10 protein-coding genes are annotated in these 16,883 nt (G+C 71.6%); 8 read left to right on the forward strand and 2 right to left on the reverse strand.

Going from position 1 to position 16,883, the window contains the following annotated elements; all coding sequences use genetic code 11:
* Positions 1-2: 2 nt before the first annotated feature.
* The 5 genes from APR04_RS03280 to APR04_RS03300 all read left to right on the forward strand — a co-directional run bounded on the left by APR04_RS03280 (position 3) and on the right by APR04_RS03300 (position 11,096).
* The gene (locus APR04_RS03280; protein WP_253867881.1) at positions 3-1,052 is read left to right on the forward strand and encodes an ABC transporter permease; all 1,050 of its coding nucleotides are present in this window, start codon (positions 3-5) and stop codon (positions 1,050-1,052) included.
* Complete coding sequence (locus tag APR04_RS03285) at positions 1,049-2,626, forward strand: sugar ABC transporter ATP-binding protein (protein ID WP_253867883.1); 1,578 nt, start codon at positions 1,049-1,051, stop codon at positions 2,624-2,626. Before APR04_RS03280 ends, APR04_RS03285 begins: the two co-directional genes overlap by 4 nt.
* Before the next feature lie 2 nt (positions 2,627-2,628).
* Positions 2,629-3,621 (forward strand): ABC transporter permease, encoded by a 993-nt coding sequence (locus APR04_RS03290; RefSeq protein ID WP_253867884.1) that lies wholly within the window; start codon positions 2,629-2,631, stop codon positions 3,619-3,621.
* Positions 3,622-3,715: 94 nt separating this feature from the next.
* Positions 3,716-5,203: an aldehyde dehydrogenase family protein gene (locus tag APR04_RS03295; protein ID WP_253867886.1), complete on the forward strand. Its 1,488-nt coding sequence runs from the start codon at positions 3,716-3,718 to the stop codon at positions 5,201-5,203.
* A 130-nt stretch (positions 5,204-5,333) separates the two neighbouring features.
* Positions 5,334-11,096 carry a LamG-like jellyroll fold domain-containing protein gene (locus APR04_RS03300; RefSeq protein ID WP_253867888.1) on the forward strand — a complete coding sequence of 1,921 codons (5,763 nt, stop codon included), beginning with the start codon at positions 5,334-5,336 and terminating at the stop codon, positions 11,094-11,096.
* A gap of 139 nt (positions 11,097-11,235) precedes the next feature.
* Here APR04_RS03300 and APR04_RS03305 read toward each other — a convergent pair whose 3' ends face one another.
* Complete coding sequence (locus APR04_RS03305) at positions 11,236-11,460, reverse strand: tautomerase family protein (RefSeq protein ID WP_108495568.1); 225 nt, start codon at positions 11,458-11,460, stop codon at positions 11,236-11,238.
* A 193-nt stretch (positions 11,461-11,653) separates the two neighbouring features.
* Between APR04_RS03305 and APR04_RS03310 the strand changes: the two genes are divergently transcribed.
* From APR04_RS03310 to APR04_RS03320, 3 genes are all read left to right on the forward strand, one after another.
* Positions 11,654-12,379, forward strand: a complete 726-nt coding sequence (locus APR04_RS03310) for a YcnI family copper-binding membrane protein (RefSeq protein ID WP_253867890.1) — start codon at positions 11,654-11,656, stop codon at positions 12,377-12,379.
* Positions 12,376-14,067, forward strand: a complete 1,692-nt coding sequence (locus APR04_RS03315) for a copper resistance CopC/CopD family protein (RefSeq protein ID WP_253867892.1) — start codon at positions 12,376-12,378, stop codon at positions 14,065-14,067. The genes APR04_RS03310 and APR04_RS03315 overlap by 4 nt, the downstream gene beginning before the upstream one ends.
* Before the next feature lie 187 nt (positions 14,068-14,254).
* Positions 14,255-15,952 (forward strand): glycoside hydrolase, encoded by a 1,698-nt coding sequence (locus APR04_RS03320; RefSeq protein WP_253867894.1) that lies wholly within the window; start codon positions 14,255-14,257, stop codon positions 15,950-15,952.
* Between the two features lie 58 nt (positions 15,953-16,010).
* On the opposite strand, the gene APR04_RS03325 is transcribed toward APR04_RS03320, so the two are convergent.
* Positions 16,011-16,862 carry a prephenate dehydratase gene (locus APR04_RS03325; RefSeq protein WP_253867896.1) on the reverse strand — a complete coding sequence of 284 codons (852 nt, stop codon included), beginning with the start codon at positions 16,860-16,862 and terminating at the stop codon, positions 16,011-16,013.
* Positions 16,863-16,883 lie beyond the last annotated feature (21 nt).

Raw genomic sequence — 16,883 nt, forward strand, 5'->3', positions numbered from 1 at the left:
CCATGACGTCCCCCACCGAAGCCGGCAGAGGGGCCGGCAGAGCTACCGGCACAGAAGCAGACGGCGACGTCGTGCCTGCGCAGCGCCCCCGGCCTCGGCGGGGGGTGTCGCTGAGGGACGCCGGTCCGCCGATCGCCCTGGTCGTCATCTTCGGCGTCTTCGCGGTCCTCAGCCCCGACTTCCGGACGGTCTCGAACGTGCAGAACGTCCTGGACGCCGCGGCGGTCCTCGCGGTCGTGACCTGCGGCATCAGCTTCGTGCTGATGATGGGGTCGATCGACCTGTCCTCCCCGGGGATCATGGGGGCGTCCGCGATCACGGTCGCCCTCCTGGTCGCCAACAACCGCAACGACAACGACCTCGGGGTCCTCGGAGTCGTCGTCGCCGTCCTCCTCGCGGCAGGGCTCGGCTGCCTGAGCGGGCTCGCCCTGGTCGTGCTGAAGGTGCCGTCGTTCATGACCACCCTCGGCATCTCCGCCGTGGGTCTTGGCGTGGCCACCCTCATGTTCGCGGGGGTGCAGCCCAACGTCTCGGACACGATGCTGCAGGGCTGGGCGGTCGAGCGGTTCCTCGGTCTGGCCTACCTGACCTGGATCGCGCTCGCCTGCGTGCTCGTGGGCTGGCTGGTGCAGCGATACTCGCGCCTGGGCCGGTACGCCTTCGCGATCGGCGGCGCCGAGGAGGTGCTGGCGCTCTCCGGGGTGAAGGTCGCGCCCTACAAGGTGGCGGTCTTCACGATGGCGGGTGCGTTCTACGGTCTCGCCGGCGTGATGGTCACCAGCCAGCTCGGCGCCGGCCTCGTCCAGGCGGGCAGGGGCTACGACTTCTCCGCCATCACGGCCGCCGTCGTCGGCGGCACGCTGCTCATCGGCGGCCGCGGCGGCATCCTCCACTCCACGGTCGGAGTCCTGCTCGTGACGGTCCTCACCAACGGCCTCGTCCAGGTCGGGGTGAGCCCCTACTGGCAGGGCGGGGTCCAGGGCCTCATCGTCGTCGCGGCCGTAGCGGCCGCCGTCATCCCACAGCGTCGTAGGAACCAGGTGACCAAATGACCACCAACCTGCAGGCCCAGCCCGAGGCACGGGTGCCAGCGCCCGTGCACGCCCTCGAGGTGCGCGGCCTGGTCAAGAGCTACCCGGGCGTCAAGGCGCTCGACGGCGTCGACCTGGTCGTGCGCCAGCACGAGGTGCTGGGCCTGGCCGGCGAGAACGGCGCGGGCAAGTCCACGCTGCTCAAGGCCCTGGTCGGCCTGGTGCGGCCGGACGGCGGCGAGATCTGGGTGCGCGGCGAGAAGGTGCGCCTGCGGAGCATCGTCGACGCCGCCGACCACGGCATCGGCATGGTGTTCCAGGAGCAGTCGCTCGTACCCAACCTGACCGCCGCCGAGAACATCGTGCTCGGCAGCGAGGGGCCGGGCGTGCGCCGCGGCGTCTACCGCTGGAACACGATGCGCAGGCTCGCGCAGGAGCAGCTCGACAAGATCGGGTCGCACATCGACCCGCTGGCTCGCACCGACACCCTGAGCTTCGCCGACCGGCAGATGGTCGAGATCGCCAAGGTGCTCCGGATCGAGGAGCGCACGTCCCACCCGCCGGTGATCATCCTCGACGAGCCGACGTCGGTGCTGGAGTCGAAGGAGATCGAGACCCTGTTCACCCAGGTGCGCCGGCTGCGCGAGTTCGCGTCCGTCGTCTTCGTCTCGCACCGGCTCGACGAGGTGCTCGACGTCTGCGACCGGGTCGCCGTGCTGCGTGGTGGCCGGTCGGTGGGCGAGGTGCCCGCGGCGGACGCCGCCCCGGCCGAGCTGCACCGCATGATGATCGGCTCGACCGGGGGTGACGACCACTACCACGGCGCGTCCGCCGCGGTGCGGTCAGACGAGCGGTCCGACGAGCCCCGCACTCCCCGTCTCGTGGTGCGTGGCCTGTCCGGCAAGACCTTCCGCGACGTCGACCTCGACGTTCATGCGGGCGAGATAGTCGGCATCGTCGGCGTCCACGGCTCCGGCCGCGAGGACGTGTGCCGTGCGCTCTTCGGCGCCGAGCCCACCACGGCCGGCGAGGTGGTCCTCGACGGCGAGAGGCTCGACCTGTCCGGCACGCGCGCGGCGTGCGCCGCCGGCGTCGGCTACGTCCCGGCCGAGCGCAAGACCGAGGGCATGGTCGGCCCGATGTCGGTCGCCGACAACATGACGCTGACCAAGCAGCACTCCCGCTGCACCGGCCCGCTGGTGCGGCCGCGGAAGCAGGCGACGCTGGTGGACAGGTGGATCGAGCGGCTCTCGATCCGCACCCCGCACCGGGGCACCGCGATCCAGCGCCTGTCGGGCGGCAACCAGCAGAAGGTGGTCCTGGCGCGCTGGCTGGTGGCCGGCGACGTCCGGCTGCTGCTGCTCGACCACCCGACCCGCGGCCTCGACGTCGGGGCGCGCTCGGAGGTGTACCGCCTGATGCGCGAGCTCGCGGGCAGCGGCGTGGCCACGGTGCTGCTGGCCGACAGCCTCGAGGAGGCGATCGGCATGTCCGACCGGATCATCGTGATGAGCGACGGCCGGGCGACCACGGAGGTCGCCGCCCCAGCCGGGGGCAAGCCGACCCCGCTCGACCTCGTCAAGGAGATGGTCTGACCATGTCCACACCCGTCATCACCAAGCCGGCCGCCGACGCCGTCGTCCCGGTCCGCCCGACGCTAGGTCAGCGCCTCACCTCGTTCATGCCGGTCATCGCGCTCGTCGTGCTCCTGGCGGCGCTGACCATCGCCGACCCCGGCTTCCTGACCCTGAACAGCCTCACGGCCGCGGTCCGCACGTCGGCGCCGCTCGTCGTGCTCGCGGCCGGTGCCACCCTGGTGGTCCTGTGCGGGGGCATCGACCTGTCCATCGCCGCGCTCTGCTCGCTCGCGACGGTCTTCTTCGCGCTGTGGCTGCCCGACCTCGGTGGCCTCACCACCGTCGCGGTCATCGCGGCCACCGCCGCGATCGGGGCGCTGCAGGGCCTCGCCCACGTGCTGCTCCGCATCCCGTCGTTCATCGTCACCCTCGGCGGTATGAGCATCTTCTCGGCGATCGCGCTGGTGATCTCGGACGCCGGCCCGATCCGGGTGGTCGACCGCGACGTCACCAACTGGCTCACGCTCTACGTCGGCGGCGTGGTGCCGATGTCCTTCGTCGTCGCGCTGGTGGTCGTCGCGGTGATCTCCCTGGTCCTGCGGCTCACCCCGCTCGAGAGCTGGATCCGCGCCACCGGCTACTCCGAGTCGGCGGCCCGGCTGGCCGGCACGCCGGTCGACGTGGTCAAGGTCGCCGCGTTCACCGTCTCCGGCGCCTGTGCGGGCCTGGCCGCGCTCATGCTCGTCTCCCGGAACTTCAGCGGCAGCCCGTCCATGGCGGACAACCTTCTGCTGCCCGCGGTGGCGGCCATCGTGGTGGGCGGTACCGCCATCACCGGTGGTCACGGGTCGCTGTGGCGCAGCCTCGCCGGAGCGCTCGTGGTGACGCTGCTCCGTGTCGGGCTGCCGATCGTCGGGGTCCCGTCGGCCTACGAGCAGATCCTCTACGGTGCGATCATCGTCGCCGCCGTCGCGCTCACCCTCGACCGATCGAAGGTGCTGATCATCAAGTAGCCACGGCCCGACCGCGCCCCGACCCAGCCCAGCCAGCCCAGGCCCGTCCAGCCCCACGACCGACCCTGAACCCCGAAACCACGGAAGGCTCCCCATGCCCGAGAGCTCCCACCTCCTGCCCGCCGTCGCCTCGTTCCTCTCCTCGCCCAAGCAGCTGCTGATCGACGGCGAGTGGGTGGACGCCAAGGACGGCCAGACCTTCGCGACCGTGAATCCGGCGACCGAGGAGGTCCTCGTCCAGGTCGCCCAGGCCTCCGCTGTCGACGCCGACCGTGCGGTCGTCGCCGCCCGTAACGCGTTCGAGACGGGCCCGTGGTCGAAGATGACGCCGCGCGACCGCTCGCACCTGCTGTGGCGCATCGGCGACCTCATCGACGAGCGCACCGAGGAGCTCGCGCAGCTCGAGTCCCTCGACAACGGAAAGAGCCTCGCGTCCGCCCGGGGCGACGTCGGCGTGGCCGCCGAGCTGTTCCGCTACTTCGCCGGCTGGGCCACCAAGATGGAGGGCACCACCATCCCGATGTCGGTGCCCGGCCGGGAGTTCCACGCCTACACGCGTCGCGAGGCGATCGGCGTCGTCGCGGGCATCGTGCCGTGGAACTTCCCCCTCACGATGGCCTGCTTCAAGATCGTCCCGTCGATCACGGCGGGCAACACGATCGTGCTCAAGCCGGCCGAGCAGACCCCGCTCACCGCGCTCCGGCTCGGCGAGCTGCTGCTGGAGGCCGGCGTCCCGGCCGGCGTCGTCAACATCCTGCCCGGGTTCGGGGACGCGGGTGCGGCCCTGGTCGACCACCCGGGCGTCGACAAGGTCGCCTTCACCGGCAGCACCGAGGTCGGCAAGAAGATCGCCGCCGGCGCCTCGAAGAACCTCAAGAAGGTGTCGCTGGAGCTGGGCGGCAAGGCGCCCAACATCATCTTCGCCGACGCTGACCTCGACGCCGCGATCGCCGGCGCCGCCCTGGCCGGCTTCTTCAACGAGGGCCAGTGCTGCGTCAACGGCTCCCGCCTCTACGTCCAGCGCGAGGTGTTCGACCAGGTGGTCGAGGGCGTCGCCGCAGCGGCGAAGGCGATCAAGGTCGGCGACGCCTTCGACCCGGCGACCACCATGGGTCCGCTGGTCTCGCAGGAGCAGCACGAGAAGGTCATGAGCTACGTCCGCGGCGCGGTCGCCGACGGCGCCACGCTCGCAGCGGGCAGCCCCGACCCGGCCGCCGAGAACGGGTACTTCTTCGCGCCGACCCTGATCACCGGTGTCACCGAGCAGATGGCCGTCCAGACCGACGAGATCTTCGGGCCCGTCATCACCGCGATCCCCTTCGACACCGAGGACGAGGTCGTCGCGGCGGCCAACAACACGGTCTACGGCCTGGCGGCCGGCGTGTGGTCGCGCGACCTGAGCACGGCCCACCGGGTCGGGAGCAGGCTGCGCGCAGGCACGGTCTGGCTCAACACCTGGCACGCGGACGACGTCACCCTCCCGCGGGGCGGCTTCAAGCAGTCCGGCTGGGGTCGCGAGCTGGGGTCGTTCGGCCTGGACGACTACACGGAGCTGAAGACCGTCATCGCAGAGCTGCGGTGAGCGTGCGCCGCAGGCGCTGAGAGGAAACACAGGAAACCCAGAGTGAGGTCTGGGTGGCCGGCCCCGTGCGGGGACCGGCCACCCGGGCTGCCGTCATGTCCATGAACCACGTGCGAAAAGGGATTCAACGATGAACCTGCTACGCAGACCTGACCGGCGGCGCCCCGCGCGTCGCCCCCGCCGAGCGCTCCCGCGCCTGGCGGCCATGCTGGCCGCCGTGGCGGTGGCCGTACCCCTCGGGAGCGGCGTCGCGCTCGCGGCACCCACCACCGCGTCGCCCGCGCAGGCGGCGGCCGGATCCGTCGACGACGGCGAGCTGCGGGTCCTCCTGTTCTACAAGCCCAACTTCCACGCCTCCCACGTCCAGGCCCGCCAGGCCGTGCGCGACCTGGCCACGGACCTGGGCGCCGAGTACTCGCAGCCGGTCGACATCCAGGAGACCGAGGACCCCGCCGCGTTCACCACGGAAAACCTGGCGACCAAGGACGCCGTGGTCTTCGCCCAGACGGGAGGCGTGCTGTTCAACGTGGCCCAGCGGGCCGCGCTGGAGAGCTACATCCGTGGCGGCGGCGGGTACATGGGCCTGCACTACGCCGGCTGGTCGGTCGGCCAGAGCGAGCACGACGTGAACCCGTTCTACGCGCGGCTCGTCGGCGCGGCGTCGGAGGGCCACCCCGAGGACCCCGCGGTGCGCCCGGGCCGGGTCGTGGTCGAGGACAGCGAGCACCCGCTGACCCAGGGGCTGCCGGCCGAGTTCACCCGTAGCGACGAGTGGTACGACTGGCTGGTCAACCCGGCCCCGAACGTGCGCACCCTGCTCAATGCCGACGAGTCTTCGTACGGCGGGGGCAACAACGGCACGAACCACCCGATCACCTGGTGCCAGGAGATCGACTCCGGCCGGTCCTGGTACTCGGGGATGGGTCACGAGGGCTCGGCGTACGCAGAGGCCCCGATCCGCACGCAGATGAAGAACGGCCTGGCGTACTCCGCCGGTCTCCTCCCGGCCGACTGCTCGGCGCCGGACAAGGCCGAGCAGGGCTCCTGGAGCGGCGTCACGCCCTGGCCGCTGGTCCCGATCAACGCGGCGCTGACCTCCGACGGTCGCGTCCAGTCCTTCGGCAGCGTCTCCTCGGGCTGCACAGATGGCTCGCCGTACGACTTCGGCGGCAACTCGTGCGTCACCCAGGGCGGCCAGATGGAGATCGACGTCTGGGATCCGGCCGAGCCACGCACGGTCGCCAACGTGAACGACAACGTCGTCACGAACTCGACGTACACCGACCTGTTCTGCTCGATGCAGGTCCAGATGCCGCACCGGCGGGCCACGATGACCGTCGGCGGCGACGACGGTCTGGGCGGCAACGCCCCCAACGACGCGTCGCTCGGCGTCACCAGCTACACGACGAACCAGGGCCTGCGCGACGAGGCCCCGATGAACTACCCGCGCTGGTACCCCACGGGGACCACCCTTCCTGACGGCTCGGTCGTCGTGCAGGGCGGCAGCCTCAAGGGCGGCCCGGGTGGCCCCGGCGTCCTGACCCCGGAGATCTACACCCCCGACAAGGGCAGCTCCTGGGAGCTCCTGGAGGGCGCCACCAGCGCGGCGGCGTACGGCGACGGCGGCAACGGCAACGGGCCCGACGAGAACCGCTGGTGGTACCCGCGCGCGTTCGTCGCGCCGGGCAACGGCAACGTCTTCAACATCACCGGCACGCAGATGTACGAGCTCGACCCCTCGGGCGACGGTGAGGTGATCCTCCGGGGCACCCTGCCGACGGACATCGCCGACCAGGACGAGCTCGGCAACCCGGTCGGTGCGACGTCCACCGCGACGATGTACCGCCCCGGCAAGATCCTGCAGGTCGGCGGCGGCTGGTGGGCGAACGGCGGTGGCCCGGACGGCGCTCGCGCCGGCTTCACCGTCGACATCACCGGCGGTACCGACGCGCCGGTGGTCGAGGCGACCGAGCCGATGGAGCACCAGCGGCACTGGGCCACCTCGACGGTGCTGCCCGACGGCAACGTGATCGTCACCGGTGGTTCCCGCGACAACAACGGCAACGGTGGCTACGTCACCACGGCCGAGATCTGGAACCCCGACACCGGCGAGTGGACGGAGGTGGAGGTGCCCTACGAGCACGCCCGCCTCTACCACTCGACCGCGCTTCTCCTGCCCGACGGCCGCCTGATGGTGGGCGGTGGCGGTACGCCGGGCCCGCGCAACTACACGGACGTGGAGTTCTACTCCCCGGCGTACCTGTTCGACGGTGACGAGCCGGCGGTGCGTCCGGAGGTCACGGGCGTCCCGAAGGAGGTCGGCTACGACGGCACGTTCGACGTGCAGGCCGACGGCCCGGTCTCCCGGGTCACGCTGGTCCGCAACGGCTCGGTGACGCACGGGTTCAACAACGACCAGAACTTCCAGGACCTGGCGTTCTCCCAGACCGACGGCGCCCTGACCGTCGAGACCCCTGTCGACGGCACGTACGCCCCGCCCGGTGCGTACATGCTCTTCGTCTTCGACGAGGACGGCACGCCGTCCGTGGCCGACATCGTCCAGATCGACCCGACGGTCGAGATGGACGCCCGGGCCCCGCACCTCGTCGACCAGCTCGAGTACCCCCGGATCCCGGCGGAGTGGCGCTCCGCCAACCCGCCGGCGGTCGTGGACGTCGAGCCGGGCAACGGCCGGATGTCCCCGTGGGAGGTCGACAGCGAGGTCCAGCTGGTCCGTGCCGCCGCATCCAGCCAGGGCGGCCTCGGCGCCACCGGCTACCACCTCGGCGTGGGCAGCGAGGGCAGCCTGACCCGCACGGTCGAGGGGCTGGACCCCGGCCGCGAGTACCGCATGTCGCTGCGCTACGCCCGCGACAGCCGGTCCGCGGGCACCGCACCCGGCACCGCCGACCTCTCGGTCGGTGACCTGTCGACGACCCTGACGGCAGACCCTGACGTGTCGTCGCAGGACAAGTTCGGCAAGTACGTCGGGACCTTCGTCGCGGGGGCACGGTCGGAGGACCTGACCATCGCCGCCGGAGACTCCGGTGCGGGCGTCATGGTCGACGACCTGGTGATCGTGGGCTCCGACCCTGGCGCCTCCGACGTCCCGGTGCACTACGAGCTCGACGAGGGCTCCGGTACCCGCGCCGCCAACACCGGCACGGACGCGTCCGTCGGCGCGGCCACGCTGACGGGGGCCACTGGGTGGAGCGAGAACGGCGTGCACGGCGACGCCGTCGACCTCGCCGGCGGGTCCAACGCCAACGCGGTGGACCTGCCCGACAACCTGCTCCAGGGCGAGGAGGACTTCACCACCTCGTTCTGGGTGCGGCCGGACACCACGTCGGACTGGGCAGGTCTGTTCCACCTCGGGGACGGGCTCGAGGCGGCAGGCAGCTTCTTCCAGATCCAGCTGCAGACCAACGCAGACGGTGCCACCGGGCTCGCGGCGACGTTCAAGGCCAAGGGCGACGCCCTGGAGGAGCGGGTCTACGCCACGCCTACCCGTGACGTGACGGTCGACGAGTGGAACCACGTCGCGTTCACCCGCCAGGGTGCGACGGGCACGCTCTACCTCAACGGCGAGCCGATCGCGTCCCGCGACGACCTGACGATCGACATGACCGACGTCGGGCCGACGGCCAACAACTGGCTGGGGCGCAACGGCTTCCCCGACCCGGCCTACGACGGCCTCATGGACGACGTCCGCGTCTACTCCTCGACGCTCGGCGACGCCGACATCGCGGCCATGTACGCCGACGGCACCGCGCTCGCCACGACCACCACGGTCACCGTCGAGCCGGCCTCACCGTCGCCGTTCGCCGAGCCGGTCGACGTGTCGGCCGTCATCGCGGCCGGTTCTGGTGCGGCTCCCTCGGGCGTCGCGGAGCTGTGGGTCGACGAGACCCGCATCGGCGGACAGGTCGACCTGGTCGACGGAGCGGTCCGGTTCACCGGCGTCGCCCTCTCGCCGGGAGAGCACGACGTCGAGGTCCGCTTCCTCGCCGACGAAGGGTGGCGAGACTCCGCGCAGACCGTGCAGCACACGGTCGAGCGGCCGCCGCCGGGCGAGGGGACACCGATCCACTACCCCTTCGACGAGGGCGAGGGCACGACGGCGGCCAACACCGGCCTGGACAGCTCGGTCGGGGCGGCGACCCTCTCGGGGGCGGCCGGCTGGACCCCGGACGGCAAGTTCGGCGCGGGGATCGACCTGCCCGGTGGTGCGGCGTCGACGGGCAACCAGGTCGAGCTGCCCGACAACGTCGAGGCGGGGATGGAGGACCAGTTCAGCGTCTCCGTCTGGGCCCGCCCGGACGCGCTGCCCACCTGGGTCCCGCTGCTGCAGATCGGTAGCAGCACCGACACGTTCTTCCTGCTCCAGTCCAACACCCAGACCAGCGGCGCCACCGGCTTCGCTGCGACGTTCAAGGCGCCGGGCACCCCGGGCAGCGCCCAGGAGCGTCTGGTGCTGGGACAGGGCAACGACCTGCCGCTCGACGAGTGGACGCACGTGGTGTTCACCCAGAGCGGCTCGGTCGGGAAGATCTACTTCGACGGCGAGCTCCAGGCCACGCGTGACGACTTCACCGTCGACATCGGTGACGTCGGAGTGGGCGGCCAGACGACGACCAACCTCCTCGGTGGCACCAGCTGGGGAGACGCCCGCTGGGACGGGCTGGTCGACGACTTCCGGATGTTCGGGTACGAGCTGACCGCCGAACAGGTGGGCCAGCTCCATGCCGGACCGGCGGCGAACGTGGCGCCGGTGGGCGCCGCCGACGCCTACGGCACCGTCGAGGACGAGCCGCTGACCGTGGCGGCGCCGGGCCTCCTGGCCAACGACACCGACGTCGACGGCGACGACCTGACGGCGACGGGGCTCACCCAGCCGGCCAACGGCGCCGTCGACCTGGCGGCGGACGGATCCTTCACCTACACGCCCGACGCCGGGTTCGCCGGCACGGACACCTTCACCTACCGGGCGTCCGACGGCACCGTGCAGTCTGCGGCGACGACGGTGACCATCACCGTGGAGGAGGGTGAGCAGCCGCCGGTCAACACCGCTCCGGAGGCGGGGCACGACGCCTACACCGCCGTGGGCGGGGAGCCGCTGATGGTCCCGGCGCCGGGAGTCCTGGCCAACGACACCGACGAGGACGGCAACGTGCTGACCGCCACCGGGGTCACCCAGCCGGCCAACGGCGAGGTCACCCTGGAGGCGGACGGGTCCTTCACCTACACCTCCGACGCCGGGTTCTCCGGCAAGGACGTCTTCACCTACCGGGCCGACGACGGGACGGACCGCTCCGCCGCGGCAAAGGTGACGATCACGGTGAAGTCACCCGCGGTGACGGCGGTGGTCGGGGTCGCCCTGCCCATCACGTACGGCACGGCGGGCACGGTCTCGGTGGCGGTGTCGCCGGACACGGCGACGGGTGAGGTCGAGCTCTTCGACGGCGACACGAGCCTCGGGAAGGCCACGGTCGCGGACGGACGGGGAACCCTCGTCCTGCCGGCCGCCTCGCTCCGGCCGGCGGTGCACGACCTGACCCTCCGCTACGGGGGCGACGCCGACCACCGGGCCTCCTCGTCGAAGGTCAGGGTCGTGGTGGAGAAGGTGGTACCCACCATGGAGATCTCGGCGGAGAGGGCGGGCAAGCGGGCCGTCATCGACGTCTCGCTCACCGCGGAGAACGACGTCCCGGTCACCGGGGAGGTGCGGGTCGCGATCAAGGACGGCTCGACCCTGGTCGGGACCCTCGAGAACGGTCGAGCCAGCTTCGAGGTGCCCCGGCCCAAGCAGAAGGAGCTGACGCTGACGGCGTCATATCTCGGCAGTGAGCTCGCCCTGGCGAGCTCGACCAGGGTGACGATCAGAGTGCGGTAGCAGGAAAGCGGCGTGGGCCCGGAGGACGGATCCTCCGGGCCCACGCCGCGTTGCTTCCCTCTTCCCTTCGAGGCCTAAGTTTCTTCGCTTTGAGCCCGCTCAAAGCGAAGAAACTTAGGCCTCGAAGAGAAGGCGGACGTCAGTCGTCGGCCAGGGCGGCCACCACGCCGGCGCGGCTCTCGTCCTCGCTGGCCAGCACGCCGCCGTTGGCGACGATGTCGGGGGTGATCTCGCTGAAGACCATGCGGACGTCCTGGCGCCGGGCGCCCAGGATCTCGACGGCGCTGTCGGCAACGGCCTTGGCGAAGTCGCGACGCTGCTCGACGGTGCGGCCGCGCAGCAGCTCGACGGTGATGTTGGGCATGTCTTCCCTCCGGAGACGGCCGCTCCGCACACAGATACTCGTTCACAGAGGCGACCTTGATTCAGTGACATGAACCAAGGTACGCGTACAGCAGGGTGGCGTCCATGACTTCAGCCGTTCAGTTCACACTCTTGACAGAGGTTCAGCGGGCTGATTTGGTGTGCGTGCCACCTCCAACGTCGGGGAGTCGTTCATGAATCGCAGGACTGTCGTCCGTCGCGTCACCCTTTCCGGGATCGCCGCCGTCGGCCTCGTGGCCCTCGGGGCGACGTCGGCGATGGCCCACGTGACCATCACGCCGTCCACCACCGCTGCGGGCGCCACGGCTGCCCTCCGCGTCGAGATCCCGCACGGGTGCGACGAGTCGGCGACGACCGCGATCTCCGTCCGGCTGCCCGAGGGGGTCGCGGACGTGACGGCCACCGGCACGGACCGCTGGGCGGTCGACCAGGCAGCGGACGGCCTGACCTGGACCACCGACGAACCGCTCCCGGACGGTGAGCACGCCGAGGTCGAGCTCTCCGTACGCCTGCCCGACGACGTCGGTGCGACGCTCGTCTTCCCGGTCATCCAGGAGTGCGAGGACGGAGAGGTGGCCTGGACCGAGGTCGCCGAGCACGGAGCGGGCCACGACGCGCTCGACCGGCCGGCGCCGGTCGTCGTCGTGACCTCCGGTGGCGCCGAGGCGGCGGTTGCGACCGACGATCCCGAGAAGGCGACGGCGACCGCCGATCCCGAGAAGTTGAGCGCGACCGCCGATCCAGAGGCGGCGACCGCGACCGCCGATCCAGAGGCGGCGACCGCGACCGCCGATCCCGAGGAGCCGAACCTCCTGGTCGCCTACGGTGCGGCCGGCGTCCTGGTCGCGGGCGGCCTGGCGGGCGGGGCGGTCCTGCACCGGCGCCGCCGACGCCAGTGACGCGCCTCGACCTGCGAAGTCACCGGAGCGCGGGGAAGCGCACCGGCAGCTGGCTCCTCCTGCTCGCCGTCGTCTGCGCGCTCCTCCTCGGGCCGGCGGGTAGCGCCGCGGCCCACGCGACCCTGCTGAGCACCGACCCGGCGGAAGGCGCGGTGCTTGACGCCGCCCCCGAGCGGGTCACGTTCACCTTCAACGAGTCCGTGATCGGTGTCCCGACGGGCATCAGGGTGTTCGACGCGACCGGGGCCGAGGTGGCCTCATCGGCCACGGTCCGCGAGTCGCAGCTCCTCGTCGACCTCGACGAGGAGGTTCCGGACGGCACGCTCGTGGTCCTGTGGCGGCTCGTGTCCGAGGACGGGCACCCGATCGGCGGCTCGCTGAGCTTCGCCGTCGGCGCCCACAGCGAGCTGGTGGACGTACCGACGACCAGCGCGGACGCCGGCACCGACGCACCTCTCCCGCTCGGCCTGGTCCGCGGTCTGGGCTACGTGGGCCTCCTCGTGGCCGCCGGAGTGGCGGCCTTCTCGGTCCTGTTCCTGCCGCGGGGCCGCAGCGCCGACCGCTCGCGCGCCCGGCTCCGTCCGGTCGCCCGCGCGGCGGCCGGCGCAGCAGCTCTCGGCTGGTGGCTGGCCGTGCCGCTGGTCGCGCTCTACCAGCTCGGCCTGCCGGCCTCGGCGATCACCGACGGCTCGACCTGGTCGTCGCTCGCGCCGGCGGAGTACGTCGTCCCCGCTGCCGTGGCCGTGGGGCTCGGGCTGGCCGTGGTGGCACTCCCGGCGGCCGCAGCCCCCGACCGGACGAGGGCTGCCCTGGTGCTGGCCGGCTGCGTCCTGGCGGTCGTCGCACCGGCGTTCACCGGCCACACCCGGGCCACGACGCCGGAGGCGCTGGTGATCGGTGCGGACGTGCTGCACCTGGCCGCGGGCTCCCTGTGGCTCGGCGGGCTGGTGGCCGTCGCCCTGGTGCTCGGGGACCTCGCGCGCGGCGACTCCGGCGCCGTCGTGCTCGGTCGCTTCTCGACCTGGGCCGCCGGACTGCTCGCGGTGCTCGTGGTCGCCGGGTCGTTCCTGGCCTGGCGGATCGCCGGAAGCTGGGCCGCGCTCCTCGACTCCGGCTACGGGGCCCTCCTCCTCGTCAAGGTCCTCGCCGCGCTGGTCGCGATCGCCCTCGCGGCGTGGAACCGGTTCTCCCTGCTGCCGCGCCTGCGGGGGGCCACCCGCAGGCGGGACCGTGGGTCCCCGGCCACGCTGGTGGTCCGTACGGCGCTCGCGGAGGCGGGCGTGCTGGTCGTCGTCCTGTTCATCACCGGCTTCCTGGTGGACCGGAGCCCCGAGACCGACGTGACCGCTTCCGCCGCGGAAGGGTCCGGGACGAGTGTTCAGGAGTCGGTGCGCCTGCACGGCGTCTCGGCGTGGGTCGCCCTGGACCCGCCGGCAGTCGGGCCGGCCACCCTCACCATCACGATGACCGACGCGGCAGGGGAGCCCGCCGAGGGCTACGAGGCCCCACGGCTCAGCCTGACGTCCGGAGAGGTGGACCTCGGCCAGGTGGCGGTCAGCTCGCTGGGTCCGGGTGTCTATGCCGGTGAAGTGGTGCTGCCGACCTCGGGGGAGTGGGACGTGCAGGTGTCGCTGCGCACGACGGAGTTCGACAACCCGGTGGGTACGGTGACGTTCCGCGTCCCCTGACGGCCCCGGCCTGCGCCTCGCCGCACCGCGCCGACGACGTCTCGGGGCGGAGCGGCAGCGGCGCCGTCGGGTGCGTTGCGCGGAAAGCGCATAACGTGTTGATGGCTCGAGCGCCTGGCTTCGCCACCGGGGTACGCCGTCCGGTTGGCTCGGCGCTGCGCTCCATCAACGGGGACGGGAGTCACTCATGCGCAGGAGATACACAGCGGGGCCGCTCGCCGCGGCAGCGGTGGTCGCCCTGGCGACGACCATGCTGACGACAGCGAGCGCGGCGGCACCGCAGCGCGACGACCAGGTCACGGTCACCGTCGACACCCAGGACGTGGTGCAGGAGGACTACCTCGGGATCGGTGTCAACGTCATCCCGTGGAGCCTCATGGCCAACACCACCGAGCGCGGGTACGACGAGGCCGACTGGGAGGTCGATGTCGAGCGCATCCGTACGTTGCGGCCCAAGGTCGCACGGCTGTGGTTCCAGATCGACTGGATGGAGCTCGAGAAGGGGCAGTACGACTTCGAGAGTCCGGAGATCCGGACGATCTACCGCTATCTCGACGCCTTCGAGGAGGCCGGCACCGAGATCCTGTTCAACTTCGGCTGGAAGGTGGGCGGCGAGGTCCACGACTGGTTCAACTACCCCGGCGTGCGCGATCCGTACGAGAGCGCGCCCGCCGACCTGGAGGCCTATGGCGAGTCCGCCTCCGCCGTCCTGCGCGAGCTCATCGACGAGCGAGGCTACGACAACGTCCGCTACCTGACCTTCTACAACGAGCCCAACGGCGGCTGGGACTTCGAGGGCCCGGCCGACCAGAAGAAGTACTACGCCGACATGGCCCGAGCGGTGCACGACCAGCTCGTCGCCGACGGGCTGCGGGACCGTGTCGAGATCTGGGGTCCCGAAGAGGTCGGCGCCCCCGACTGGACCGCCTACATGGCCCGGAACGCCGGAGACGTGTTCGACGCCTACAGCTTTCATCTCTACGGTGAGGACTACGCACGCCTTGCGGGGTTCATCGACGAGCGGCAGGCGACGATCGGTGACGCCCCGCTGCACCTGACCGAGATGGGCTGGGCGGACCCGGGGGACAGCGGGTGGGAGACCGGGCACGCCAACTACATCATCGGGAGTGCCAACGGCGGCGTCCGCTCCAACCTCATCTGGCAGCTCAACGGGGTCATGCCTGACGACCCCGCATTCAACACCAACGGATCGTTCAATCTCTGGGACTCGGTGGTCCTCGGCATCGAGCCGACCGCGGCGTTCTACGAGGCCGGTGCCCTGATGCGGTACATCCCCGAGCACAGCACGGTGCTACGCACCACGTCGTCCGACGAGGACGTCCGGGCGACGGCCTTCCGGTCGGCCGAGGGCGGGCACACGGTGCTCGTGGAGACCAAGGGCGACGAAGCCAAGGACGTGCGCGTGGAGTTCGTGGGCGACCGGCTCGAGGACGCCGGGTTCCACCGCATCGCGTACACCGATGCCGACGGCGAGCCCGAGGCGAACGCCCTGCTGCCCGCCTCGAGCGGGACGCTCCGGGCCAAGGGCACGGCCGAGGCCGGGCCGGCCTTCACCGACACGGCACTTCCGGCCGCGCACGGCTACGCCATATACACCCAGGCCGCTCCGGCACTGCAGGTAGCGGTGGACCCCGTGCAGTCCGCCGTGTCCGGCGGCGGGTCGGCTGCGCTCCGCGCTCGCGTGGTCGACGGCAAGGGCGGGGTGACGTGGAGCGTCGTCGGCGAAGGGAACGGCGAGATCGACACCTCCGGTGTGTTCACAGCGCCCGACGTGGACGCGGAGCGCACGGTCGCGATCCGCGCGACCAGCACGGCGGAGCCGTCGAGCTACGCGGTGGCCCAGGTGGTCGTCACGCCGGGGTGACGGGAAGGCGTGACCGGCGTGCCCGTCCTCAGCCTGCCTGCCTGAGCACGCCGTCCGGTCACGACCGGACGGGCGCCAGGCGCGCGGGGATGCCGGACGCGCCGTCCGGTCGCGAGTGCTTCGCGGCCGCGAGACGTCCGAGCACGGAGAGCCCGGAGCACTGCGCTCTGAGCGAGTCAAGGGCGCTCGCCTCGCGATCCTGGTCGAGGTCGGTGACGAAGAGCAGGAAGACGTAGTCGACGCTTCCCCGCAACGGCCGGGCGACGATGTTCTCGAGGTTGCAGCCAAGGCTCGCGAGGGGCGTGAGCAGGGCTGCGAGGCTGCCAGGGGCGTTGCGCTCCGGCAGGGCGGCGAAGACGGTGGTCCACCGGTCCGTCGTCGGCCGCACGTCGTCGCGGCTCACGACGCCGAACTGGGTGATGGCGCCCGCGCCGTCCTCGACCTTCGTCGCGATGGTCGCTACCGGGTACAGCTCGGCGCAGACGGGTGCGGCGATGGCGACCTCGCCGGGCGCGAGCGAGGCGCAGGCCTCCGCGGTCGACGACGCCGCCCTGCTGGGTACGCCGAGCGAGCTCACGTACCTCGCGCACTGGGCCAGGGCGTGCGGGTGGCTGACGACGACCTCGGGTACGACGTCCCCCGTCAGGGCATAGGCGTTGAAGGTCACCGGCACGAGCGTGTCGGCGACGATGCGGCTCGCCGTCGTGCCGAGGAGCGCGTCCCAGGTGGGCAGCACCACGCCGTTCACCGTGTTGTCGACGGGCACGACGGCGCCTTCGATCGAGCCGTCCTCGACCAGCGCGATCGCCTGGGCCTGCGTCGTCAGAGCCACGAGGTCGGCCCCTGGGCGCAGCTCCCGTGCGGCCGCGTGCGTGAATGTTCCCTCTGGGCCGAGATAGCCGATGGCCACGAATCCTCCTGTGCTGGTTTC

The organism is Promicromonospora umidemergens (assembly GCF_024171995.1).
GTDB lineage: Bacteria > Actinomycetota > Actinomycetes > Actinomycetales > Cellulomonadaceae > Promicromonospora > Promicromonospora umidemergens.

Coding starts and splice junctions, on each gene's coding strand:
- APR04_RS03280 (WP_253867881.1), top strand. CDS start 3: ATGACGTCCCCCACCGAAGCCGGCAGAGGGGCCGGCAGAGCTACCGGC.
- APR04_RS03285 (WP_253867883.1), top strand. CDS start 1,049: ATGACCACCAACCTGCAGGCCCAGCCCGAGGCACGGGTGCCAGCGCCC.
- APR04_RS03290 (WP_253867884.1), top strand. CDS start 2,629: ATGTCCACACCCGTCATCACCAAGCCGGCCGCCGACGCCGTCGTCCCG.
- APR04_RS03295 (WP_253867886.1), top strand. CDS start 3,716: ATGCCCGAGAGCTCCCACCTCCTGCCCGCCGTCGCCTCGTTCCTCTCC.
- APR04_RS03300 (WP_253867888.1), top strand. CDS start 5,334: ATGAACCTGCTACGCAGACCTGACCGGCGGCGCCCCGCGCGTCGCCCC.
- APR04_RS03305 (WP_108495568.1), bottom strand. CDS start 11,460: ATGCCCAACATCACCGTCGAGCTGCTGCGCGGCCGCACCGTCGAGCAG.
- APR04_RS03310 (WP_253867890.1), top strand. CDS start 11,654: ATGAATCGCAGGACTGTCGTCCGTCGCGTCACCCTTTCCGGGATCGCC.
- APR04_RS03320 (WP_253867894.1), top strand. CDS start 14,255: ATGCGCAGGAGATACACAGCGGGGCCGCTCGCCGCGGCAGCGGTGGTC.